Raw genomic sequence first — 24,699 nt, 5'->3', positions numbered from 1 at the left:
ACATGCCTAAGTGGGCTGGCGGGCACCTGATGCGCTGAGCACACCATGACCGAAAACGCTGAATACACCACAGTGAACGATGCTGTACGCGGGCATTTTCTGCGCCGCGTCTGGAACATGATCACGCCTTACTGGCGCAGTGAAGAAAAAGGCAAGGCCTGGCTGCTGCTGGGTGCGGTAATAGTGCTGTCGCTGTTCAGTGTCGGCATTTCGGTGCTGTTAAATAGTTGGAACCGCGATTTTTACAATTCACTGCAAAATAAAGACCTAGAGGCGTTCAAGCACCTTATTCTTTATTTTTCTGGCATCGCGGCCATCGCTATTCTAAGTGCGGTATACCGCCAGTACCTTACTCAGATGCTTACTATTCGCTGGCGCCGCTGGCTCACTGAGCAGCATTTTTCCCGCTGGTTGGGCAGCAAGAATTTCTATCATTTGGAAACCGGCGCCCACACGGACAACCCTGACCAGCGCATCAGCGAAGACATCAACAGCTTTACGTCTACTACGCTATCCCTTGGCTTGGGGTTAATGAGCAATCTGGTAAGCCTGGCATCCTTTTCAATCATTTTGTGGAATGTATCCGGCAGCATAGAAATCGCGGGGCTTGCCATTCCTGGCTATATGTTCTGGACGGCCCTGCTGTACGCTTTTATCGGAAGCTGGTTAACTCACCTTATTGGCCGTCGCCTGATTCCTTTGAATAATCGCCAACAACGCTTTGAAGCCGACATGCGTTATTCACTGGTGCGTATAAGAGAAAATGCCGAGAGCATTGCCTTGTACAATGGCGAGCCCAATGAGCAAGCACGTTTGATCGACCGCTTTGGACGTGTATGGAGCAACTTCTGGTCTTTGATGAAGGTACAGAAGCGCTTGACCTTCTTTACGAGCGGCTACGGCCAAATCGCTATAATTTTTCCCTTCGTTGTAGCAGCGCCTCGTTATTTCTCGGGCCAAATCAGCCTAGGTGAATTGATGCAGATAAATTCTGCATTTCGCAATGTACAAGACAGTTTGAGCTGGTTTATTGAGGCCTATTCCTCCCTGGCCGAATGGCGAGCCACGTGTGACCGTCTGCTAAGTTTTCAGAAGGCTATGGATGAAAACGAGAGGCGCCCTACGTGTATCGAGGTTCATCGTGAGGGCAATGGCTTAGAGGTAGCCAACGTTACGTTAGGGCTGGCCGATGGCCGTACCCTGATCGACAAGGCTGACCTGGCTATTACCCCCGCCGAGCGCGTAATGCTGAGCGGCCGCTCTGGCAGCGGTAAGAGTACCCTGTTGCGTGCAATGGGCGGCTTGTGGCCACAAGGCAGCGGGGCCATTCATATGCCAGCGGAGCGTTCACTGTTCCTGCCCCAGAAACCCTACCTGCCCATCGGTACCTTACGTGAAGCGTTGAGCTACCCCTTGGCGGGCGATGCCTACGCTGATGAGGCGTATCGCGAAGCGCTTGAGGGCTGTCGCCTCGGCCATCTGGCCACGCGTCTTGATGAGCCCAACCATTGGCAGCGCCTGTTATCCCCCGGCGAGCAGCAGCGCCTGTCGTTTGCCAGGGCGCTGCTGTACAAACCTCAGTGGTTGTTCCTGGATGAGGCCACATCAGCCATGGACGAGGAGGATGAGGCCGCGCTCTACCAAGGGCTTATCGATACACTGCCTGGCCTGGGCATTTTAAGCGTGGGCCATCGCAGCAGCCTGCAGCGCTTCCACCCGCGCCTGGTGCGCATTGAAAAGGGGTATTTGCAGGCGCAAGAGGTACACAGCCTAGTGTGATCGTCCAAGGGGCTTTTGCGCTATGATGGCGGCTGATCAACCCCGAGACTGGCTTTATCTATGGATAATCAGAGCGCCCCACCACGCGCCCGCAAAAAACCCCGCAGCCTCGCTCAGGAACTGGTAGCCATCCTGAGCGAGCGCATCCGTAATGGCCAGCTCAAGCGCGGCGATAAATTGCCCACCGAGTCGGCAATCATGGAGGAGCAGGGCGTTAGCCGCACGGTGGTCCGCGAAGCCATTTCCCGTTTGCAGGCGGCCGGTCAGGTTGAAACCCGTCATGGCATCGGTACCTTTGTGCTGGATACCCCAAGCCCCAGCGGGTTCCGTATCGACCCGGCGACCATCGTCACCTTGCGTGACGTGCTAGCAGTGCTTGAGTTGCGTATCAGCCTTGAGGTGGAGTCCGCCGGCCTGGCGGCCCACCGCCGTAGCGAGGAGCAGCTCACTGCCATGCGTGCAGCGCTGGACGCCCTTAATGAAAGCGCTGCCCACGCAACCGATGCGGTGGCATCGGACTTCCAGTTCCACCTGCAAATCGCATTGGCCACGGGTAACCGGTACTTTACGGACATCATGACCCACCTGGGCACCAGCATCATTCCACGCACGCGGCTGAATTCTGCGCGGCTGGCCCATGACGACCAGCAGCACTACATGACGCGCCTGAGCCGCGAGCATGAAGAGATTTTCGATGCCATCGCTCGCCAGGATGCCGACGCTGCCCGCGCAGCCATGCGCCTGCACCTTACCAATAGCCGCGAGCGCTTGCGCCAGGCTCACGAAGAAGCCGCCAGGCCAGCGTAAGCCAGGCGCTACCCATGGTGGGACCGGTCGTAGCCGAAGGCGGAGGCCGGGAACCTGCCGCGCCGCATGGCTAATCGGATTCAAACGATCCTTTTCGTCCCTATAGCACTGTCTCCCAACGAATCTACAGACAACCCCTTGCTGCTTTTTCTTACTAGTTGTACGATGACTTACAACATCGGCCAACGCCGGTTTTCGTTCTACAGCGCACCAGGGTGTTCACTACAATGACTCCACAAGAACTCAAGTCCATCCTTTCTGCCGGCCTGCTGTCCTTCCCGGTTACCGATTTCAATGCTCAGGGCGATTTCAATCGCGCGGGCTACATCAAGCGCCTGGAGTGGCTTGCCCCGTACGGCGCCAGCGCCTTGTTCGCTGCTGGCGGTACCGGTGAGTTCTTCTCCCTGGCGGCCAGTGAATACTCCGAAGTCATCAAAACCGCAGTCGATACCTGCGCAACCAGCGTGCCGATTCTTGCAGGTGTTGGCGGTGCTACCCGCCAAGCCATTGAATACGCACAGGAAGCCGAGCGCCTGGGCGCCAAGGGCCTGTTGTTGCTACCTCACTACCTCACCGAAGCATCGCAGGACGGCGTAGCCGCCCATGTGGAAGCGGTGTGCAAGTCTGTAAACATTGGCGTTATCGTCTACAACCGCAATGTGTGCCGCCTGAATGCACCGCAGTTGGAAAAACTGGCCGAGCGTTGCCCTAACCTGATCGGCTACAAGGATGGCCTGGGTGATATTGAGCTGATGGTCAGCATTCGCCGTCGCTTGGGTGATCGCTTCAGCTACCTGGGCGGCCTGCCCACTGCAGAAGTGTACGCGGCTGCCTATAAGGCACTGGGCGTGCCGGTCTACTCCTCGGCAGTGTTCAACTTCGTGCCTAAGCTGGCCATGGACTTCTACCACGCCATTGCGGCAGATGACCATGTAGCCGTGGGCAAAATGATCGATGACTTCTTCCTGCCTTACCTGGATATCCGTAACCGCAAAGCCGGCTATGCGGTCAGTATTGTCAAGGCAGGCGCCAAGATCGCTGGCTACGATGCCGGCCCAGTGCGTACACCGCTCACTGACCTCACTGGCGAAGAATACGAAATGCTCGCGGCCCTGATGGACAAGCTGGGCCCGCAATAACGTGTAACGCCCTTGACGAAAAACGCGCTTCGGCGCGTTTTTTCGTTCCAGTGACTTATCATGTGATTACCGACCGCTAACGGACCGCCTCCCGCATGCTTGGCATTTTCCTTGAAACACTGAACATCACCGCCCCGGTGTTCGCGATGCTGTTCATGGGGTTGCTGCTCAAGCGCGTGCACTGGATCGACGACGGGTTCATTAAGGTCGCGTCTGAGCTGGTGTTCAACGTCACCATGCCGTGCCTGCTGTTCCTGGGCATCATCCACGCCAATTTAAATGAAGCGCTGCAGCTGGGCGTGCTGGCCTATTTCGCGGTAGCGACCGCGGTCAGTTTTGCGCTTATCTGGCTGTGGGCGCGCTGGCATTGCCCGGTGGAGGACCGTGGCATCTACGTTCAAGGCGCGTTCCGGGGCAACAACGGCATCATTGGCCTGGCCCTGGCGGCCAGTATGTACGGAGATTACGGCATTGCGGTGGGTTCGATCCTGGCAGCAGTGCTGATCGTGCTCTATAACAGCCTGTCATCCGTGGTGCTGGCCTATTACAGCCCTACCATGAAATCCGACCCGCTCAGCCTTGCGGTAGGGATCGTTCGCAACCCGCTTATTCTCGGCGTACTGGCAGCGGTACCCTTCGCGATCTGGAGCATTCCGCTACCTGGTTGGCTGGACAAGTCGGCCGGGTATCTCGCCAATATGACCTTGCCACTGGCGCTGATCTGCATCGGTGGCACCCTTTCACTCTCTGCCTTGCGCGCAGGCAGCCGAATGGCGATCAGTGCCAGCCTGGTGAAGATGGTTGCGTTGCCCCTCGTGGCTACGCTGGGTGCCTGGCTATGCGGTTTCCGTGGTGCAGACCTGGGCATCCTCTTCCTTTACTTCGGGGCGCCTACCGCCTCGGTCAGCTATGTGATGGCGAGGGCGGCCAACGGCAACTATCGGTTGGCGGCGACCATCGTGGTGATCACGACCATTGCTGCCATCCTCACCACTAACATTGGTATCTTCTTATTGCATTGGGGTGGCTGGATTTAACGCACACGGCTGCGGCGCCGATACCGCCACGCGCCCGCACAGACCAGTATCACCAACGCCGGTAGCAGGTACACCAGCACTAGCCGCTCCAGGCGAGTCGCCAGGGGCATGCCCGTGCTGAACGCTATGAGGTGCAGGCCATACACGCCGTACAGCGCCAGCAACAGCAGGCCTTCCAGCCGGGTCAACCGGTAACCCAGGCGGAACAGCGGCCAGGTGAGCAGGGCGGCGCCCAGCAATGCCGGCAAGTCGAATGACAGGCTGTTGGGCGACACGGACACCCCGCCAGGGCTGGCAAGCACAGTGATAGCAAGTACGCCCGTGAGGTTGTACAAGCTGCTTCCAATCACATTGCCGACTGCCAGCTCGCGCTCGCCTCGCCAGGCAGCCAATAGCGATATCATCAGCGGTGGCAGCGAGGCACACACGGCGACCACGGTAAGCCCCATCACCCGCTCGGACAGGCCGAGTTCATTGGCAAAGGCAACGGCGGCGCCCTGTAGCCACTGGCCCCCCAGGGTCAGCAGCGCGATGCCAGCGGCCAGGCGAACCACTGTGGCGGTCGTTGACCGTTCATGTTTGAGGGCCAAGGGCACCGGCCGCTTGCCTTGTCGAAGTTGCCAGCCTGCCACGCCCAGGTAGAACACCCACCCTGCCAGCAGGACCATCGCCTCCCATGTGCCCAGGTGCTGGTCCAGGGATACGCCATAGAGCAGCGCTGCAGCGCCAATCACCAAAGGTACATCCACACGTACCACGGGCAAAGACACCCGAAGTGGCACAACCAACGCACACACCCCCAGCGTTACCAGCAGGTTGAACAGCGTACCGCCCACCAGGCTGCCCAAGGCGATATCCGGTGCGCCAGCGTCGACAGCCCCTAAGCTGATGGCCAGCTGTGGCGCGCTGCTGCCCAGTGCCATCAACAGCAGGCCCGCCATCAAGGGGCGAACACCGGCCCGGGCTGCCAATCGAAGGGCATTGCGCACCATCAGTTCGGCACCCACTATCAGCATCGATACGCCCGCTGCAAATTGCAGCAGGCTCAAGGGTGGCAGGGCAGCGAGCTCGGCGATAGGGCCTCCGTCAGTCCAGGCGTTCGATACGCACGCGAGCAGTGCCGGAGGCAGTCATGCCCAGCTGTTGCGCAGCATTGCGAGACAGGTCGATGATTCGGTTGCGTGCGTGAGGCCCCCGATCGTTGATACGCACCACCACCGTGCGATCATTGCTCAGGTTGGTCACCTGTACTTCGGTGCCGAAGGGCAGGCTACGGTGAGCAGCGGTCAGGCTGTTCTGATCGAAGCGCTCACCACTGGCCGTGCGTTTGCCCTGGTGCCGAGCGCCGTAGTAGGAGGCCACACCTTCCTGGCCCTGCCCTCGCTCCAACGGAGTGTTATCACTGGCGCAACCGGCCAGCAATAGCAGGCCAGCGGTTAAGAACATCAGGCGCCGCATGGGTTGGTCCTTATGCGATAGCGGTCCTGGCCGCCTGTAAAGCAGCGGCCAGTTTGGCGGCACGTTTAGCCCTCAAGTTTGCGCTTGAGCAGTTCGTTCACCTGTTGCGGGTTGGCCTTGCCTTTTGAAGCCTTCATCGCCTGGCCCACAAAGAACCCGAACATCTTGCCACGCTTGGCTTCGTCGGCGGCGCGGTATTGGCCTACCTGCTCAGCGTTGGCCGCCAGCATGTCGTCCAGCACCTTTTCGATGGCGCCACTGTCGGTGACCTGCTTCAAGCCGCGGGTTTCGATGACCTGGTCCGCCGTACCCTCGCCATTGGCCATGGCTTCGAAGACCACCTTGGCGAGCTTTCCGGAAATGGTGTTGTCCCGGATGCGCACCAGCATGCCGCCCAAGTGTTCGGCGCTGACCGGCGATTGCTCGATGTCCAGGCCCTGCTTGTTGAGCAGGCTGCCCAGCTCCACCATCACCCAGTTGGCAGCCAGCTTGGCATCACCGCATAGCGCAACCACCTGCTCGAAGTAATCGGCTTGTTCGCGGCTGGACGCCAGTACGGTAGCGTCGTACGCGGACAGGCCATACTGGCTCTGGAAACGCTCACGCTTTTGGGGGGGCAGTTCAGGCAAGGACGCACGTACGGCCTCCAGGAAGGCTGGCGCGATTTCCACGGGTAGCAGGTCTGGGTCCGGGAAGTAGCGGTAGTCGTTCGCTTCTTCCTTGCTACGCATGGAGCGGGTTTCGTCCTTGTTCGGATCGTACAGGCGTGTTTCCTGGATCACCCGGCCGCCGTCCTCGATCAGCTCGATCTGGCGTTGCACTTCGCTATTGATGGCACGTTCGATGAAGCGGAACGAGTTGACGTTCTTGATCTCGCAACGGGTGCCGAACTCCGCCTGCCCTTTGGGGCGAATGGACACGTTGCAGTCGCAGCGCAACGAGCCTTCGGCCATGTTGCCGTCGCAAATACCCAGGTAACGCACCAGGGCGTGCATGGCTTTCACGTAGGCCACGGCCTCTTTGGCAGAGCGCATTTCCGGTTCGGAAACGATCTCCAGCAGCGGGGTGCCGGCCCGGTTCAAGTCGATACCGGAGGACCCCGCAAAGTCTTCGTGCAGGCTCTTGCCGGCATCTTCTTCCAGGTGTGCACGGGTCACGCCGATGCGCTTGACGGTGCCGTCTTCCAGCGTGATGTCCAAGTGGCCCTTGCCCACGATGGGATGGTCCATCTGGCTGATCTGGTAGCCCTTGGGCAGGTCGGGGTAGAAATAGTTTTTGCGGGCAAACACGTTCTGCGGGCGGATGTCGGCTTCAATGGCCAGGCCGAACATCACGGCCATGCGCACGGCTTCCTCGTTCAGTACGGGCAATACGCCAGGCATGCCCAGGTCTACCAGGCTGGCTTGGGTGTTGGGGTCGGCACCAAAGGTGGTGGCGCTGCCCGAAAAAATCTTCGATTGGGTCGAGAGCTGGGTATGAATCTCCAGCCCGATCACGACTTCCCATTGCATGTGTGGAGCTCCTCAGAAGCCTTCGGGCGACTGGAGATGCCAGTCGGTGATCTGCTGATAACGGTGTGCGATGTTCAGCAGCCGCCCTTCCTGGAAATACGGGGCCAGCAGTTGCGCGCCCACCGGCAGGCCATCGGCAAAGCCAACGGGCATGGACAGGCCTGGCAGGCCGGCCAGGTTGGCCGTAATGGTGTACACATCCTCAAGGTAGGCGGCGACCGGGTCGCTGCCTTTGGCGCCGAGCTTCCAGGCCGGGTTTGGCGTGGTAGGCCCGACGATCACGTCCACGTCCTGGAAGGCGGCCATGAAGTCGTTCTTGATCAAGCGGCGAATGCGCTGAGCCTTGAGGTAGTAGGCGTCGTAGTAACCTGCGGAGAGCGCATAGGCGCCGACCATGATCCGGCGCTGTACTTCCGGGCCGAAGCCCTCGCCACGAGAACGTTTGTACAGGTCGGTCAGGTCCACAGGGCTTTCACAGCGGTAGCCGAAGCGTACGCCGTCGAATCGGGACAGGTTGGACGAGGCCTCCGCGGGTGCGATCACGTAGTAGGCGGGCACAGCATGCTGCATGGTAGGCAGGCTGACCTCCTTGATCACGGCCCCCAGCTTTTCCAGTTCCCGAATGCTGGCCTGTACGCGCTCACCAATGCGAGGGTCCAGGCCGGCGCCGAAGTACTCCTTGGGTACGCCGATGCGCAGGCCTTCCAGGGAGTCGTTCAGCGTGGCGGTGTAGTCCGGCACGGGTTCGTCAATGCTGGTGGAGTCCTTCGGATCGAACCCAGCCATGCCCTGCAGCAGCAGGGCGCAGTCCTCGGCGGTACGCGCCAGCGGGCCGGCCTGGTCCAGGCTGGAGGCATAGGCGATCATGCCCCAGCGCGACACGCGCCCGTAGGTAGGCTTGAGCCCGGTGAGGTTGGTGAAGGCCGCCGGCTGGCGAATGGAACCGCCTGTATCGGTGCCGGTGGTGGCCGGTAGCAGGCGCGCTGCCACGGCGGCTGCCGAGCCCCCGGAAGACCCCCCGGGGACATGCTCCAACTGCCAGGGGTTTTTCACCGGGCCGTAATAGCTGTTTTCGTTCGCCGACCCCATGGCGAACTCATCCATGTTGGTCTTGCCCAGGGTCACGGCGCCCGCCGCTGCCAGTTTTTCTACCACGGTGGCATCGTAGGGGGCTTCGAAGTTGTCGAGCATGCGCGAAGCGCAGCTGGTGCGAATGCCGCGTGTACAGAACAGGTCCTTGTGGGCGATAGGTGCGCCCAGCAATGGGCTGTTATCGCCATTGGCGCGCCGTACGTCGGCGGCGCGCGCCTGTTCCAGCGCGAGCGCTTCTGTCACGGTGATGAAGGCATTGAGCTGTGGGTCCAGTGCCTGAATACGGGCGAGGAGGGTGCGGGTCAGCTCTTCGGAGGAGAATTGCTTGGCGGCAAGGCCGCGGGCGATCTCGGCCAGGGTCAATTGATGCATGGCAGGCGGTTTTCCCTTACTCGATGACTTTCGGTACCAGGTACAGGCCGCTGTCTACGGCCGGTGCAATGGCCTGGTAGGCGTCGCGCTGGTTGTGTTCGGTAACCCTGTCGATGCGCAGGCGCTGGCTGGCTTCCAGGGGGTGGGCCAGTGGCGCGATACCCTGGGTATCGACGGCTTGCATCTGGTCTGCAAGCCCCAGGATGCGGTTCAGGGCCTCAAGGGTGCTGGAAAGATCGGCCTCGCGCAGCCCGAGGCGGGCCAGGTGGGCGATCTTTTCCACGTCGGAGCGTTCGAGCGCCATGGGGGATCTCCAGTAAAGACAGGCGGAAAGTGTCCGCCCGACAGGGGGCAAAGCTACGAAAATGCTGGCACAGAGCTGCGATCGTGGGGCCGTGTGCCCGGAAAAACAGCCAATTTAACATATTGGCGCCTTGCCCAAAATCCCTACCGTTGTTAGAGTTTGCCGCACTTTTTTACCCACGCGTTGCCAGGGTCACTTCTCCATGTTCAAGAAACTGCGTGGCATGTTTTCCAGCGATCTGTCCATCGACCTGGGAACGGCCAACACCCTTATCTACGTGCGTGAGCGCGGTATCGTCCTGAATGAGCCCTCGGTGGTTGCCATCCGTACCCACGGAAACCAGAAGAGCGTTGTGGCCGTCGGGACCGAAGCCAAGCGCATGCTCGGCCGTACCCCGGGTAATATTGCAGCCATTCGTCCGATGAAGGACGGCGTTATCGCCGACTTCAGCGTTTGCGAAAAAATGCTTCAGTACTTCATCAACAAGGTTCACGAGAACAGCTTTCTGCAGCCCAGCCCTCGTGTATTGATCTGCGTGCCGTGCAAGTCCACCCAGGTGGAGCGCCGTGCCATTCGCGAGTCGGCACTGGGCGCTGGTGCCCGTGAAGTGTTCCTGATCGAGGAACCCATGGCTGCGGCCATCGGTGCCGGCCTGCCGGTCGAGGAGGCCCGCGGGTCCATGGTGGTCGACATCGGTGGTGGTACTACCGAAATCGCTTTGATCTCCCTGAACGGGGTGGTGTACGCAGAGTCCGTCCGTGTCGGCGGCGACCGCTTTGACGAAGCCATCGTGACCTACGTGCGTCGCAACTACGGCAGCCTTATTGGCGAGTCCACTGCTGAGCGTATCAAGCAGGAAATCGGCACCGCTTACCCAGGCGGCGAAGTGCGCGAAGTCGATGTTCGCGGCCGTAACCTGGCTGAAGGCGTTCCACGTGCCTTTACGCTGAACTCCAGTGAGGTGCTCGAAGCCTTGCAGGAGTCGCTGGCCACCATCGTCCAGGCCGTTAAAAGCGCCCTGGAGCAGTCTCCACCCGAGCTGGCCTCCGACATTGCGGAGCGCGGCCTGGTGCTGACCGGCGGCGGTGCGTTGCTGCGGGACCTGGACAAACTGCTGGCTCAGGAAACCGGCCTGCCGGTGATCGTGGCTGAAGACCCGCTTACGTGCGTGGCACGTGGCGGTGGCCGTGCACTGGAAATGATGGACAAGCACACCATGGACCTGCTCTCCAGCGAATGAGCCAGGGCGGCGCCTGGTGCCGTGGAGCAATGCCTGTTGGTGTTGCCGCGGCCTCGGGCGCTCGCGTGTTTTCCGTTTTTATCGCGGCGCCGTTCCATGACTGATCTTTCGTCCTACTGCCCGGGAGGAACAGCCCATTAAACCGCTGTTCTCCAAGGGGCCTTCGCTGATTGTCCGCCTGCTGGTGCTCACCGTCCTCTCGGTGGCGCTGATGGTAGTGGACGCGCGCTTCATGCTGCTCAAGCCGGTCCGTAGCCAGATGTCGCTGCTGTTGATGCAGGCCTACTGGGTCACTGACCTGCCTCAGCGGCTCTATCAGGGTGTCGCCAGCCAGTTTGGCAGCCGCACCGAGCTGATTGCCGAAAACGAAAAGCTCAAGACCGAAGCCTTGCTGCTTCAAGGGCGTTTGCAGAAGCTGGCCGCCCTCACCGAGCAGAATGTGCGGCTGCGTGAGCTATTGAATTCGTCCACGCTGGTGAACGAAAAGGTTGAAGTCGCTGAGCTGATCGGCGTAGATCCCAACCCCTTTACCCATCGCATCCTGATCAACAAGGGTGAACGTGACGGTGTGTCTCTGGGCCAGCCCGTTCTAGATGCACGGGGCCTCATGGGGCAGGTGGTCGAACTGATGCCCTACACTTCGCGCGTGCTGTTGCTGACCGACAGCACTCACAGCATTCCTGTGCAAGTGAACCGCAATGGGTTGAGGGCGATCGCAAGCGGCACAGGAAACCCCGAGCGGCTTGAGTTGCGCCATGTGGCCGACACTGCCGATATCAAGGAAGGGGACCTACTGGTCAGCTCCGGGCTGGGGCAGCGCTTTCCAGCGGGCTACCCGGTTGCCATGGTGAAGGAGGTGATCCACGATTCCGGGCAGCCTTTCGCGATTGTTCGTGCCGTACCTACCGCCGCCCTGAACCGCAGCCGCTACGTGCTGTTGGTGTTCTCGGACAGCCGCACGCCAGAGCAGCGTGCGGCAGAGGCTGCCCAGGCCGAGGAGGGCGGTGCGGTAGCCACCCCGGCGGCCGCGCCAGCCGGCTCGGCACCTGCGGCGGCTACGCCTGCGCCTTCAACCCCTGCTGGCACGGCTCAGCCCACGCATTCGGGGGCGCACCCTGCAACCAGTACGCCTGCCACCACCGTACCTGCCACCTCTACCCATCCAGCAAGTACCCCGGCGGCTACCCAGCCTCACGGCACATCCTCTACCGCGCGGCCGGCCCACACCGCACCTACCACGCCTGAAGGAGCGCATTGATGGTCAATACCCGGCGCAACCACGGCTGGATCGTCTGGCTGACCTTCGCCATCGGCCTGCTGCTGAGCGTGTCGCCGCTTCCACAGTTCATGGAAGTGTTACGCCCGTTATGGCTGGCGCTGTTGCTGGCGTTCTGGTGCTTGAACGTGCCAGCCAAGGTTGGCATGACCACGGCCTGGATACTCGGGCTGGCCGAAGACGTGCTCTACGGCACCTTGCTTGGCCAGAATGCCCTTATCCTCAGCCTTACCACCTTTCTGGTGCTGTCCCTGCAGCAACGCATGCGCATGTTCCCCATGTGGCAGCAGAGCCTGGTGATTTTCGTGGTGCTAGGCGTGATGCAACTGGTGCAGCTCTGGCTGAGTGCCCTTACCGGTAATCGCCAGCCCACCCTGGCGCTGGTGCTGCCAGCGGTGACCAGCGCCCTGTTGTGGCCTTGGGTCAGTTACGGCCTGCGCGGCCTGCGGCGCCGCTTCAACATCCACTGACCCGCGTTTCACGGAGCCGTACCCATGACCGACCTGTGCCTGGCTTCCGGCTCCCCCCGCCGCCGCGAACTGCTCGCGCAAATTGGCGTGCCTTTCACTACGGTACAGGCGAGCATTGATGAAACGCCTCTGCCCGAAGAAGCCCCTGATGCCTACGTACAGCGCCTGGCGGCTGCCAAGGCCTCTGCTGGCCTGGCCAAGGCGCCATCGGGCACTGTGGTACTGGGCGCAGACACGGCCGTAGTGTGCGAAGGTCAAATCTTCGGCAAGCCCGTCAGCGCCGAGCAGGCTGCCCACATGCTGGCCGCCCTGAGTGGTCGCACGCATCACGTGCTCACGGCCATAGCTTTGTGCACCGAGACACGCACTGAAGTGTGCTGCGTCAGCACCCAGGTACGCTTCCGGCACATTTCTCATCACGAAATCCAAGCCTACTGGGCCAGTGGCGAGCCTGTGGACAAAGCCGGTGGCTACGCTATCCAGGGGCTGGGTGCCGTGTTCGTAGAGGCTATAGAGGGCAGCTATTCCGCCGTGGTTGGGCTGCCGCTGTGCGAAACGGCCGCACTGCTGGCGCGCTTCGGCGTTGCCTGCTGGCAGCCGGCCTCCGTACCAGGTTTCGTAGGGTGAGCGTACGCTGGCGTCGCGCTGCGTCGCCAGTCCGGGCATCATGGGCCACTGTTCTGACGAGAGCCTGTCATGAGTGAAGAAATCCTCATCAACATCACGCCGATGGAATCCCGGGTAGCGGTGGTGGAAAACGGTGTGCTGCAGGAAGTGCATGTGGAGCGCACTCAGCGCCGTGGCATTGTCGGGAACATCTACAAAGGCAAGGTGGTACGGGTGCTGCCCGGCATGCAGGCAGCGTTCATCGATATTGGCCTGGAGCGTGCCGCCTTTATTCATGCCTCAGAAATTTCACTGCGCGAAGGCTCTGCGGTGGAAGCTATCAGTGCATTGGTTCATGAAGGGCAGAGCCTAGTGGTTCAAGTCACCAAGGACCCCATCGGCTCCAAGGGTGCGCGGCTGACCACCCAGCTGTCCATTCCCTCCCGCTACCTGGTGTACATGCCGCGTACCAGCCATGTGGGTATCTCGCTGAAAATCGAAGAAGAAGCTGAACGTGACCGCCTCAAGCAGGTAGTAAGCGATTGCGTGGCGAAGGAAGGCATTCAGGAAAGCGGCGGCTTCATACTGCGCACGGCGGCCGAAGGCGCACGCGCTGAAGAAATCCTGATGGACATCCGTTACCTGCGCCGCCTCTGGGAGCAGATCGCTACCCAGATCAAAACCGTAGGGGCGCCCACCGTCATCTATGAAGACCTGGGCCTTGCCCTGCGCACTCTGCGTGACTTGGTAAACCCCAAGATCGAGAAAATTCGCATCGACTCGCGGGAGACCTTTCAAAAAACCACGCAGTTCGTCGAAGAGCTGATGCCCGAGATCGCTGATCGCCTGGAACACTACCCCGGCGAGCGGCCCATTTTCGACCTGTATGCAGTGGAAGACGAGATACAGCGCGCGCTAGACCGCAAGGTGCCGCTCAAGTCCGGTGGCTACCTTGTGGTAGACCCGGCGGAAGCCATGACCACCATCGACGTGAACACCGGCGCATTCGTGGGGCACCGCAACCTTGAGGAAACCATCTTCAAGACCAATTTAGAGGCGGCTACCGCTATTGCACGGCAGCTAAGGCTGCGCAACATTGGCGGCATCATCATCATCGATTTCATTGACATGGAGGATGAGGATCACCAGCGCCAAGTACTGCGCACTTTGGAAAAGCAGCTGGAGCGCGACCACGCCAAGACCAATATCATTGGTATTACCGAGCTGGGCCTGGTGCAAATGACCCGTAAGCGCACCCGGGAGAGCCTTGAACAGGTGCTGTGCGAACCCTGTGCCTGCTGCCAGGGCCGGGGAAAGTTGAAAACCCCGGAAACCGTCTGCTACGAAATCTTTCGGGAAATACTGCGCGAGGCGCGGGCCTACGAGGCAGAGGGCTACCGTGTATTGGCCAACCAGAAGGTGGTCGATCGGTTGCTGGATGAAGAGTCCGGTAACGTCGCGGAACTGGAAGCCTTCATTGGCCGCACCATTCGTTTCCAGGTCGAGAGCATGTACTCGCAGGAACAATACGATGTGGTGCTGCTCTGAGTCATTGGCGTAACGGTACAAGGCCCTTCGAATGGCACGTTTGACACAAGTCGCCAGCGTGCTAGTCCGCTGGGGCCTCGGCGCCTGCGCCCTGTGCCTGATCCTGTTGGCCCTGTATGTAAGCCTGGGGCGGCAACTGCTGCCCATGGTGAGCGACTACCGGCCTGCGCTGGCATTGAAGGCGAGCCAAGCGCTGAACATGCCGGTTGAGATCGGCAGGCTTGAAGGCACCTGGGGCGGGCTGGCACCCATCATTGTTGCGCACAATGTAACCCTCGGTACAGGCGCTGGCGTACTGCATCTGGAGCAGGTACGGGTAGTACCGGCGCTGTGGCGCAGCCTGATCACCCTAGAGCCTCATGTGGCCACCCTTCAGCTTGAGGGTGTGCAGTTGACCGTGCAGCAGGACGGCGATGGCCACTGGGCCATACAGGGCATGGCCAGCAACCCGGATCCTACACCCTTCGACCCTGGCGTGGCCCTGGCTCACCTGCGGCAGCTGGGTGAGTTGAATGTGGTGGATAGCCAGTTAACCGTGCGGCCATGGCAGCGAGACCCTATGGCGCTCACCTACCTGGGCCTGAGCCTGCGAACGTTGACAGGCGAGCAGCGGCTGGACGCCCGGTTCCACTTGCCGGACGGCAAACCGGTAGCCGTACAACTGCGTGCTCAGGCCGAGCAGGCACACTGGCAAGACGGTTCTGCTCAGGCTTACATCAGTTTGCCCCAGAGTGACTGGGCCCAATGGGTGCCCGCCAGCCTCCTGAACCAGTGGCGCTTCGCTGAATTGAAAGCGGGAGGAGAGGTGTGGCTGAGTTGGGCGCAGCAGCACCTGGCCAGCGCCACTTTGCGCCTGAATGCCCCGCGTGTTAAGGGGGGCATCGAAGGCCGTGCGCCTGCTGCTGCAGAAGACATTGCCCTTACGGCCTGGCTACAGCGCACGGGCGAAGGCTATATCGCCGTGGCCCAGCCGCTGGCCATGAGCCTGAAGGGGCAACGGTGGGAAACCCATATCAAAGCCGTGCAAGCGGGCGAGGCGTGGCAGGTGCAAGCGGACCGCCTTGATCTCGGCCCCTTGCTGCCTTTGCTGGATGCCTATATGCCGTGGCCAGACAAAGCAGCGCTTGCGGTGGACACCCTTAAACCTAGTGGCGCCCTGCGCAACCTGCAGCTTACGTTACGCCCGCAGGAAACAGGCGACCGCCGCCTCGAGTTCGAAGCAAACCTGGAACAAGTGGCTTTCCAGGCCTATCACGGCGCACCCGGCGCTGCCAACGTGAGCGGAAGTATCAGCGGCGATCTGGGGCAGGGTGAGCTGCGCCTGGCAAGCGATGACTTCATGTTGCACCTGTGGCCTATCTTCAAGCAGCAGTGGCACTACAAAGAGGCCCACGCGCGGCTTCAGTGGCACTTGAACAGCGAAGGTTTCAGCCTAGTGGCACCTGTGATTCAGGTGCTGGGCGAGGAGGGAAAGATCGCGGCTGATTTCATGATTCGGCTGCCTTTTGGCGAAGGCCTGGAGCCTTACATGGACCTTCGTGTTGGGTTGCATGACGGAGACGGTCGTTATACCGCCAAGTACTTGCCAGAAGCGCTAAGCCCACAGGTAGCGGATTGGCTACGCAGCGCTGTACAGCAGGGCAGCGTAGGGGAAGGCTATTTCCAATACCAAGGGTCTCTGGCCCATGCCGCCCCGGACCATGCGCGCAGCATCAGCCTGTTTTTCAACGTACACAACGCAACGCTTGCCTTCCAGCCTGGCTGGCCGGCGCTCCATGGTGTAGACGGCAAGGTGTACATCCAGGACGGTGATGTTCGCATCAATGCCAGCCGCGGCACGTTGTTGAATACCGCCCTGAGCGGTGTGAAGGTAAAAGTACCCCATGTACCGGAGGGGCAAGCACCACACCTTACAGTACAGGGTGCGTTCGAAGGTCCCCTAGGCGATGGCATCAACATTCTTCAAACCGCCCCCATAGGTACCGGCGAAGTGTTCTCAGGCTGGGAAGCGGAGGGGCCGTTGCAAGGCAGCGTGGACCTGGACATTCCCTTGGCCCATGGCCAGGCACCCAAGGTGGTGGTGGACTTCAACACCAGTGGTGCACGTTTGAAAATCCCCCAGCCGGTACTGGAACTCAGCCAGCTCAAAGGCGCTTTCCGTTTCGACCTGGATAAAGGGCTGTCAGCGCAAAGCGTGGAGGGCCAGGCCCTTGGAAAAGCCTTTACAGGCAGTATCGCTGCGCTTGGCGCCCCGGGGGCGCTGTTCACCCAGATAAACGTAGGCGGCCGAATGGACGTTGCCACTCTTGGCAGCTGGTTGGGCGCTACACAGGCGTTGCCCGTCAGCGGGGAATTCCCCTACCAACTGCGGTTGGATCTGAACGCCAACAGCCAGTTGGTAGTGGACTCCCCCCTTAAGGGGGTAACGGTGGACCTGCCTAGCCCTTATGGCAAGGCGCCCGAAGACAGCCGCTCCGCCCATGTGGAACTGGACCTGCAGGGCAGTGCCCCTCAACTGCGGGTCGCTTACGCCAACCTTGCCAGCTTTATCTATCAGCCGGCCGAAGGACGGTTCACTGCACCTATCGGCGCCAGCCGAGGCGAGCTGTGGCTGGGAGAGGGCACACCACGGCTGCCTCAGGGTACAGGCCTGCGTATTCGAGGTGCAGCTGACACGCTAGACCTCAAAGCGTGGCAAGCCGTTCGTGACCGTTACCTGCCTGCGACGGCAAAGGCTGGTGCACCAACTGCCAATGCGGCGATGGCCAGCTCAACCATCAGCGGCGCAGACGTGACCATCGGGCACCTGAGTGCGTTTGGGCAGTCTCTGGAACAGGCCAGGGTGCGCCTGGATCGCGCACCTGAGGCGTGGTTGCTGCAGGTCAACAGCTCGCAGGTGACAGGGCGCGCAACCCTGCCAGACAGCGCCTCGGTACCTTTGGACATCGATATGCAGGACATTCATTTGCCTGCCCCTGCACCCGATGATCCGACGGCGCCCGAGCCGCCAGATACGCCAGACCCGCTGGCAGACGTGGACCCCCATACGTTGCCTGCGACCAACGTGCACATCGCGCGGCTTTGGCAAGGTGATGACCTGGTGGGCGCCTGGTCGCTCAAGCTGCGCCCGTCAGCGCGAGGGTTGGCATTGAATGACCTGAACCTGGGCCTCAAAGGCATGCAGTTGCAAGGCGATGGCAGTTGGGAGGGTGCCCCTGGCTCCACAGCGAGCTGGTTCAAAGGCCGCGTGAGCGGGGGCAACCTGGCTGACGTACTCAAAGCCTGGCGATTTGCGCCTTCTGTCACCAGCAAAGACTTTGCGGTCGACATCGACGGCCGCTGGCCTGGGTCGCCAGCCTGGGCGTCGCCCAAGCGTTATTCAGGCAGCCTTGGTGCAACGCTCAACCGTGGTCAGTTCGTGGAAGTGGAAGGTGGTGCGCAAGCCCTGCGCGTGTTCGGCCTGCTCAATTTCAATGCCATCGGGCGGCGCCTGCGCCTGGACTTTTCCGACTTGTGGGATAGGGGGTTGAGCTACGACAAGGTCAAGGGCCAGTTGGCGGCCAGTGATGGGGTATACGTGACGCGAACGCCGATTACGGTGGCGGGGCCCTCGAGTAACCTGGAACTCGATGGCACGTTGGACATGGCCGCAGACCGCGTAGACGCCCGCCTGCTTGTCTCCCTGCCGGTAAGCACCAACTTGCCCCTGGCCGCGCTCATTGCAGGCGCGCCGGCCATTGGCGGAGCCCTGTTCCTGGTAGACAAACTGCTAGGGGACCGCGTGTCGCGCCTGGTCAGTGTCAAGTACCGCCTTGAAGGCACGCTAAAAGAGCCCAAACTTACGTTTGACCGCCCTTTCGACAAAGCGCATTGATCACGTCGATAGTTAGCCCCATTGAATCGAGTGCGCTAGGATGCGGGCATAGCTTCTTGCACAAGGCCCTGTGTCAGCCTCATTACCTTGGCCAATGCCGGTGCAGGTGCATCAGCGGTTTTCCTTGCAGGGCGCATTGCGACCTGCCTCTTTCGCGGAGTGAACATGAGCGAAATGTTGAACACGGTCAGCGCACAATTACTGGCGCCTGGCAATCTTACCCTCGACAGCCTCACTGGCGTGCTGGGTGAGCTGGCAGGCCCGGGCATCGATGCTGCAGACCTGTATTTCCAGGCCCAGGTATCCGAATCCTGGGCACTCGAAGATGGCATCGTCAAGGAAGGCAGCTTCAGTTTCGATCAAGGCGTTGGCGTGCGGGCTCAGGCGGGTGAAAAGACCGGCTTTGCCTACAGCAACACGATCACGAGGGAAGCTCTGGGCCTGGCGTCCCAGGCGGCCCGTTCCATTTCCAGGGCCGGCCAGCAAGGTCGGGTTCAAGCCTTCAAGGCGCCTACGGTCGAGCAGCTGTACGCGCCCGACAACCCGTTGGACGTGATGACCCGGGCCGAAAAAGTCGAGCTGTTGAAACGCATCGACGCCTACACCCGCACCCTCGACCCCCGTATACAGCAAGTGACCGTGAGCATGGCGGGTGTGTGGGACCGTGTATTGGTAGCGGCCATGGACGGCAGCCTTGCCGCTGACGTGCGCCCGCTGGTGCGTTTCAATGTGAGCGTTATCGTGGAGCAGAACGGCCGCCGTGAGCGCGGTGGCCATGGTGGTGGCGCACGCACCCATTACCAGTATTTCGTAGAGGAAGAGCGCGCCATGGGTTATGCCCGGGAAGCGCTGCGTCAGGCGCTGGTTAACCTGGAGGCGCAGCCAGCGCCCGCAGGCACCCTGCCCGTGGTGCTGGGCTCCGGCTGGTCAGGCGTACTGCTGCACGAAGCGGTCGGGCATGGCCTGGAAGGGGACTTCAACCGCAAAGGCAGCTCGGCCTATAGTGGCCAGGTGGGGCAGAAAGTAGCGTCCAGCCTGTGCACTATCGTGGACGATGGCACGTTGCAGGGGCGCCGTGGCTCGCTGAGCGTGGATGATGAAGGGACCCGTACCCAATGCACCACCCTCATCGAGAAGGGCATTCTCAAAGGCTACATGCAGGACAAGCTCAATGCCCGGTTGATGGATGCAGCAGCTACAGGCAATGGCCGGCGTGAGTCCTATGCGCACTTGCCCATGCCGCGCATGACCAACACCTACATGCTGGCTGGCGAACACGACCCTGAGGAAATCATCAAGTCGGTCAAAAAGGGGCTGTACTGCGCTAACCTAGGTGGTGGGCAGGTCGATATCACCAGCGGCAAGTTCGTGTTCTCCACCAGCGAGGCGTACCTGATCGAAGACGGCAAGATCACCGCACCGGTCAAGGGTGCTACCTTGATCGGCAACGGCCCGGAGTGCATGAGCCGGGTATCGATGGTAGGCAGTGACCTGTCGCTGGACAGCGGTGTAGGTACCTGCGGCAAGGACGGGCAATCTGTCCCTGTGGGTGTTGGCCAGCCCACGCTCAAGATCGACGCCATCACGGTGGGGGGAACAGGCGCTTAAACGCTGTGATCACTCAGCGACAGAGTCACGGCGAACGCGCGAACCAATGTCGTTAAGCTCGGGTGCAGTAGTAGGCCTGCCCCGGGCTTATCCTTCGAAGCCCCCCCCTCTTCTAACCATAGTGCTCGTGACAAGCGCGAGCCCTGTGTGCCCGTGTGACTGTTTTTCGCGTTAGCGATTTATCCAACCAGACATAGTTACAGCAAACGCTATAGGCGAGTCGGTACGTTAAGGCAACCGGCTGCAGCGGAGTTGATGCCGGGTTAGAGGCGGTGCGTTGACATCGGTGCTCATTCGCAGGTGCAACGCGCCCTGTACTTCCATGGAGCAAAATATGAACAAGACATTAGAGATCGTTAGCGAACGGCTGTTGGCCCCCCATGGCCTCACATTGGAAAACGTTTCTGAAGCCGCGGACAAGCTGGCGGGGCAAGACGCGCTGTTTTCAGACATGTACCTTCAAACCTCAACGGTCCAGAGCATCACGGTACAGAAAGCTGATCAAGGCAGTGAATCTGTTGAGACATACATAGACATCGACCGGGGAGTAAATGCGCGGGTTGCAACCCGTAATGGCAACCGCCTTGCCTTTAGCAATACCATCTCCTCAGAAGCGCTGAACCGAACGGTGCAAACCGTTGGTACCATGGGGCAGGGGATCGAGCATGCTCTGAAGGTTGGAATGGGCGATCTGCTGGTCACTGACAACGTGTTCCAGGCTTCGGACCGCGAGGATAAAGTCGAGCTGGCCAGAAGTATCCAAGCGTATGCGCGAACGCTGGACCCTCATGTGCGTGAAGTAAAGGTCGGTATATTTGGTATCTCCCAGCATGTCTTGGTGGCAAGGCCAGGTGGCGGCCTGGCGGCTGATATTCGGCCTCTGCTGATGTTCAACGTGGCTATAAAGATTGAACGGGATGGCCGTTGTGTCGAAGGGGGCTATAACGCGAGCCTTCCGCTTCACGACCTTGCCTTCCTCAATGAAGAGCGCGGGAAGGTAATTGCCCGTGAGGCACTGCGTATCGCCCGATTCAATCTGGAAGCCACTACTGCACCAACGGGTGCCATGCCCGTGATACTGCCCCCGGGTGAGGCCTCAACGCTGATGATGTATACCGTCGGCCGCGCACTGGAGGCTCACCAACATCCAGCATTGAAAGGTTACGCCATGCCGATAGGGAAACAGGTTGCTTCAAGCCTGTGCAATATCATTGACGATGGCGCTCTCGTAGGCGCTGTAGGGACCATGAGGGTCGATGATGAAGGTACCGCTACCCAGCGTACCGATCTGATCGAGAACGGCGTCCTCAAAGGGCTCATGCACGATAGGCTCAGTGCTGAGCTGGCGGGTGTAGCGCCTACAGGCAACGGTAGGCGCGACCGCTATTCGATACCACCGAAGGCGCGCAGGACGAACCTGCGTCTGCTGCCAGGGCAGTCCGAGCCAGGCGAAATTATCGAATCGGTGAAGCGGGGGATCTACTGCGCTCAGGTGAACCTGGGGCGTTTCACGCTGGAAGATGCGAACTTTGCATTCCCTGTCACTGAAGCCTACTTGATCGAGAATGGAAAGATCACGGCGCCGGTTAGTGGCGCCATGCTCACCGGTAATTTGGGCACGTTCCTAAACGGCATGTCCATGGTCGGTACCGATCAGGGTGTGGATACGGGCATGACCAATCTGTGTGGCACTGGCAGGGTTATGGCGACACCGGCTAGCCATGGCCACCCTACAATAAGGGTAGACGGCCTGGTCATAGAGCCAACGGTGTAATGCAAAGCGTGGCATGAAGCGACAACACCTGCCCTGAGTGACTAAAATTGCTCAGGGCAGGCGCAAGCCACGTTGCTCGTGTTTGAGTATTGCTCGTTGCGTTCTTCCTGCCCAACGAGTGAACATAGGCGCATGTCAAACTGTACCCACCTACACTCAGCCTCCTTCGCCGCGCGTGCTTTTCGCCGTATCCAAGCCGCAATGGCCTTCTATTCTTCTGTAGCAGGGGCAGGGGAGTACCATACACCTTGCGAATGGGTTTCACTGCCTGATATCAGCGCAAACCACGCTGTTGCTCGTCGATTTCACGGATGTATTTGAATATTTTTCGGCTGGCCGAAGGCGGGCGATTGTGCGTGGCTTCATGCTGCGCATGGCGTACGAGTGAACGCAATTGCTGCCGATCGGTCTCCGGGTATTGGGTAACGAAGTTGTCCAATACGCTATCGTCACCGGTAATAAGCCGGTCGCGCCAGCGTTCCAGGTTATGGAAACGTTCGTTGTACTGCCGGGTAGAGGCGTCCACTTGGTCCAGCAACTGCAGGATCGCATCTGTATCCTGGTCGCGCATAAGCTTGCCGATGAACTGCCTGTGGCGCTTGAGTGCGGCATTGGCGGTATGTTTAGGCGCTTCTTCAAGGGCGCGCCGTAGAGGCTCGGTAAGCGGGAGCTTGGCGAGCAGGTCGGGTTTGAGCGTGGTGAGCCGCTCGCCTAGTTCGGTCAGCGCGTGAAGTTCACGTTTGACCTGTGTCTTGCTCTTTCCCTCGCCGAGGGAATCGTCGTATGAATCAACCATGGGGGCCGTCCGCTAATAAACGCCGCCATGATAACCAGTCGGGGGCCGGTTGTCCGGCCCGGCCAGCGCCGGCCCTTGCCGCGATCTGTATTTGAAGCGTGGAGAATCCCATGAAAGCAGTCCAAAGCGTTGGTCCCGAGGCCCTACCGCTATTACAGCAACAGGTCGAGGAGATCATTACCGAAGCCCGTCGCCAGGGTGCCAGCGCCTGCGAAGTGGCAGTGTCCCTCGAACAGGGCCTGTCTACCTCTATCCGTCAGCGTGAGGTAGAAACCGTCGAGTTCAATCGGGACCAGGGTTTTGGTATTACGTTGTACCTGGGCCAGCGCAAGGGGTCGGCCAGTACGTCGGCAAGTGGTGCTGAAGCCATCCGCGAAACCGTTGCAGCGGCCTTGGCTATCGCCAAGCATACTTCCGAGGACGAAGCCTCCGGCCTGGCAGACGCTGGCTTGATGGCAAAGGACTTGCCCGCACTGGACCTCTATCACCCTTGGGACATTACCCCGGAAGCGAGTATCGAGTTGGCACTGGCCTGCGAAGCAGCTGCCTTCGACGCCAGCCCTTTGATCCAGAACGCCGACGGCAGCCAGGTTTCCACGCATCAGGGCTGCCGGGTATATGGCAACAGCCACGGGTTCATTGGAGGCTATGCCTCCACGCGGCATAGCCTCAGCTGCGTGATGATTGCCGGGCAAGGCGAGCAGATGCAGCGCGATTACTGGTATGACGTGAACCGAGAAGGGCATTTGCTGGCTTCACCACAGGCCATTGGGCGCAAAGCTGCAGAGCGCGCGGCTAGCCGCCTGGGCGCTCGCCCGGTGCCAACGTGCGAAGTGCCTGTGCTGTTCGCAGCTGACCTGGCGGGTGGGCTATTTGGTAGTTTTCTGTCTGCGGTATCGGGCGGCAACCTCTACCGTAAGTCGTCCTTCCTGGAAGGCAGCATGGGCCAGTTGCTGTTTCCTGAGTGGCTCACGCTGGACGAGCGCCCGCACATACCCCGCGCCCTGGGCAGCGCCGGCTTTGACGGAGATGGCCTGGCTACCTATGCCAAGCCGTTTGTGGAAGGGGGCAGGGTAGTGTCCTATGTGTTAAGCACCTATTCCGGGCGCAAGTTGGGCATGCCAAGCACGGCTAACTCAGGCGGCGTGCATAACCTGTTCGTGACCCATGGCAACGAAGACCAGGCCGCCCTCATCCGCCGCATGGGCCGCGGGTTACTAGTGACTGAGCTGATGGGCAGTGGCTTGAATATGGTCACAGGCGACTATTCCCGTGGTGCGGCCGGCTATTGGGTAGAGCATGGTGAAATCCAGTTCCCGGTTCAGGAAGTCACCATTGCCGGCAATATGAAGGACATGTTCCGCCAAATTGTGGCTATTGGGAACGATGTCGAGCAGCGAGGCAATACACGTACAGGTTCGGTATTGATCGAGCGAATGACTGTCGCGGGCAGTTAAGCATCGGGAAAATACTCCGCTCCGCTTGAAATGAGATTGATTATCAACTAATAGTCAATCTCAGGAGGTGGATTCCGCCTCCATCCAGCCTTACAGCGGAGCGGCCATGGACCATTGGAAACAGACCATTGAGCGCGCCAATGCGCTTTTTGCACAAGGGCAATGGGTGGATGCCCGGGAATACTACCTCCAGGCATTAGCACTGGCGCAGATCCTTTTCGAGCGCTGGGCTAATGCAGATGAAGCCGTTATGGCGTTCGTGGTTTCCCATCACAACCTGGCCGACCTGCACCTGCGCTTGCATCAGCCTGAAGAAAGCGCCGAGTACCTGTGTGCAGCGCACCAGCACCTGCTGGCTTCGGCCGCTCAGGAAAGCCTGCCTCAACCTCTGCGCGACGCTGCGCTTCGTCACAGCAACCGTACGTACACGGAACTGCTGGGATTCATCGCCGTCCATGGCCAATACCCCCGCACTTCGAGCTTGCTCGCCAGTGCCATGGGCCGACAGTCGCGCCACACGAGCGCTCATCACCGCTACGGAGTTCACTGAC

At 60.4% G+C, this 24,699-nt stretch carries 20 protein-coding genes; 14 read left to right on the top strand and 6 right to left on the bottom strand.

Features of this window, described 5'->3' with window-relative positions:
• Nucleotides 1–45: 45 nt before the first annotated feature.
• The 4 genes from HBH25_RS11090 to HBH25_RS11075 all read left to right on the top strand — a co-directional run bounded on the left by HBH25_RS11090 (nucleotide 46) and on the right by HBH25_RS11075 (nucleotide 4,762).
• Complete coding sequence (locus HBH25_RS11090; RefSeq protein ID WP_168083977.1) at nucleotides 46–1,779, top strand: ABC transporter ATP-binding protein/permease; 1,734 nt, start codon at nucleotides 46–48, stop codon at nucleotides 1,777–1,779.
• 60 nt (nucleotides 1,780–1,839) lie between these two features.
• Nucleotides 1,840–2,586: a FadR/GntR family transcriptional regulator gene (locus HBH25_RS11085; RefSeq protein WP_168083976.1), complete on the top strand. Its 747-nt coding sequence runs from the start codon at nucleotides 1,840–1,842 to the stop codon at nucleotides 2,584–2,586.
• A 227-nt stretch (nucleotides 2,587–2,813) separates the two neighbouring features.
• Complete coding sequence (gene kdgD, locus HBH25_RS11080; protein ID WP_168083975.1) at nucleotides 2,814–3,725, top strand: 5-dehydro-4-deoxyglucarate dehydratase; 912 nt, start codon at nucleotides 2,814–2,816, stop codon at nucleotides 3,723–3,725.
• Between the two features lie 95 nt (nucleotides 3,726–3,820).
• Nucleotides 3,821–4,762, top strand: a complete 942-nt coding sequence (locus HBH25_RS11075) for an AEC family transporter (protein ID WP_168083974.1) — start codon at nucleotides 3,821–3,823, stop codon at nucleotides 4,760–4,762.
• Here the strand turns inward: HBH25_RS11075 and HBH25_RS11070 are convergent.
• The 5 genes from HBH25_RS11070 to gatC all read right to left on the bottom strand — a co-directional run bounded on the left by HBH25_RS11070 (nucleotide 4,759) and on the right by gatC (nucleotide 9,499).
• Nucleotides 4,759–5,805 (bottom strand): calcium/sodium antiporter, encoded by a 1,047-nt coding sequence (locus tag HBH25_RS11070; protein ID WP_420708473.1) that lies wholly within the window; start codon nucleotides 5,803–5,805, stop codon nucleotides 4,759–4,761. The genes HBH25_RS11075 and HBH25_RS11070 overlap by 4 nt on opposite strands.
• A 43-nt stretch (nucleotides 5,806–5,848) precedes the next feature.
• The gene (locus HBH25_RS11065) at nucleotides 5,849–6,220 is read right to left on the bottom strand and encodes a septal ring lytic transglycosylase RlpA family protein (protein WP_168083973.1); all 372 of its coding nucleotides are present in this window, start codon (nucleotides 6,218–6,220) and stop codon (nucleotides 5,849–5,851) included.
• 65 nt (nucleotides 6,221–6,285) lie between these two features.
• Nucleotides 6,286–7,731: an Asp-tRNA(Asn)/Glu-tRNA(Gln) amidotransferase subunit GatB gene (gatB, locus tag HBH25_RS11060; RefSeq protein ID WP_168083972.1), complete on the bottom strand. Its 1,446-nt coding sequence runs from the start codon at nucleotides 7,729–7,731 to the stop codon at nucleotides 6,286–6,288.
• A gap of 12 nt (nucleotides 7,732–7,743) precedes the next feature.
• Nucleotides 7,744–9,195: an Asp-tRNA(Asn)/Glu-tRNA(Gln) amidotransferase subunit GatA gene (gene gatA, locus HBH25_RS11055; protein WP_168083971.1), complete on the bottom strand. Its 1,452-nt coding sequence runs from the start codon at nucleotides 9,193–9,195 to the stop codon at nucleotides 7,744–7,746.
• Between the two features lie 16 nt (nucleotides 9,196–9,211).
• Complete coding sequence (gene gatC / locus HBH25_RS11050) at nucleotides 9,212–9,499, bottom strand: Asp-tRNA(Asn)/Glu-tRNA(Gln) amidotransferase subunit GatC (protein WP_168083970.1); 288 nt, start codon at nucleotides 9,497–9,499, stop codon at nucleotides 9,212–9,214.
• 202 nt (nucleotides 9,500–9,701) lie between these two features.
• Here gatC and mreB point away from each other — a divergent pair, with 202 nt between their 5' ends.
• From mreB to HBH25_RS11010, 8 genes are all read left to right on the top strand, one after another.
• Complete coding sequence (gene mreB, locus HBH25_RS11045) at nucleotides 9,702–10,739, top strand: rod shape-determining protein MreB (RefSeq protein WP_168083969.1); 1,038 nt, start codon at nucleotides 9,702–9,704, stop codon at nucleotides 10,737–10,739.
• Between the two features lie 166 nt (nucleotides 10,740–10,905).
• Nucleotides 10,906–11,997, top strand: a complete 1,092-nt coding sequence (gene mreC / locus HBH25_RS11040; protein ID WP_229631893.1) for a rod shape-determining protein MreC — start codon at nucleotides 10,906–10,908, stop codon at nucleotides 11,995–11,997.
• On the top strand, nucleotides 11,997–12,485 hold the full coding sequence (gene mreD, locus HBH25_RS11035; RefSeq protein WP_168083968.1) for a rod shape-determining protein MreD: 489 nt from the start codon (nucleotides 11,997–11,999) through the stop codon (nucleotides 12,483–12,485). The genes mreC and mreD overlap by 1 nt, the downstream gene beginning before the upstream one ends.
• Nucleotides 12,486–12,509: 24 nt before the next feature.
• A complete protein-coding gene (locus HBH25_RS11030) occupies nucleotides 12,510–13,112 on the top strand; it encodes a Maf family protein (RefSeq protein ID WP_168083967.1) in 603 nt (200 codons plus the stop codon).
• Between the two features lie 69 nt (nucleotides 13,113–13,181).
• Nucleotides 13,182–14,639 carry a ribonuclease G gene (gene rng, locus HBH25_RS11025; protein ID WP_168083966.1) on the top strand — a complete coding sequence of 486 codons (1,458 nt, stop codon included), beginning with the start codon at nucleotides 13,182–13,184 and terminating at the stop codon, nucleotides 14,637–14,639.
• Between the two features lie 31 nt (nucleotides 14,640–14,670).
• Nucleotides 14,671–18,513 (top strand): YhdP family protein, encoded by a 3,843-nt coding sequence (locus tag HBH25_RS11020; protein ID WP_168083965.1) that lies wholly within the window; start codon nucleotides 14,671–14,673, stop codon nucleotides 18,511–18,513.
• Nucleotides 18,514–18,678: 165 nt separating this feature from the next.
• Nucleotides 18,679–20,121: a metalloprotease TldD gene (tldD, locus tag HBH25_RS11015; RefSeq protein WP_168083964.1), complete on the top strand. Its 1,443-nt coding sequence runs from the start codon at nucleotides 18,679–18,681 to the stop codon at nucleotides 20,119–20,121.
• 334 nt (nucleotides 20,122–20,455) lie between these two features.
• Nucleotides 20,456–21,895, top strand: coding sequence for a TldD/PmbA family protein (locus tag HBH25_RS11010; protein WP_168083963.1), 1,440 nt, complete (start codon nucleotides 20,456–20,458; stop codon nucleotides 21,893–21,895).
• 274 nt (nucleotides 21,896–22,169) lie between these two features.
• Here the strand turns inward: HBH25_RS11010 and yjgA are convergent, their stop codons facing one another.
• Nucleotides 22,170–22,691: a ribosome biogenesis factor YjgA gene (gene yjgA, locus HBH25_RS11005; RefSeq protein ID WP_168083962.1), complete on the bottom strand. Its 522-nt coding sequence runs from the start codon at nucleotides 22,689–22,691 to the stop codon at nucleotides 22,170–22,172.
• Between the two features lie 110 nt (nucleotides 22,692–22,801).
• Between yjgA and pmbA the strand changes: the two genes are divergently transcribed.
• Nucleotides 22,802–24,148: a metalloprotease PmbA gene (pmbA, locus tag HBH25_RS11000; protein WP_168083961.1), complete on the top strand. Its 1,347-nt coding sequence runs from the start codon at nucleotides 22,802–22,804 to the stop codon at nucleotides 24,146–24,148.
• 106 nt (nucleotides 24,149–24,254) lie between these two features.
• Nucleotides 24,255–24,698 carry a tetratricopeptide repeat protein gene (locus HBH25_RS10995; protein ID WP_168083960.1) on the top strand — a complete coding sequence of 148 codons (444 nt, stop codon included), beginning with the start codon at nucleotides 24,255–24,257 and terminating at the stop codon, nucleotides 24,696–24,698.
• Nucleotide 24,699: the final 1 nt, after the last annotated feature.

It is taken from the genome of Pseudomonas quercus (genome assembly GCF_012033695.1).
Lineage (GTDB): Bacteria > Pseudomonadota > Gammaproteobacteria > Pseudomonadales > Pseudomonadaceae > Aquipseudomonas > Aquipseudomonas quercus.
The sequence above is the reverse complement of the archived record's forward strand: the minus strand, read 5'-3'. Positions and strand labels throughout refer to the sequence as shown.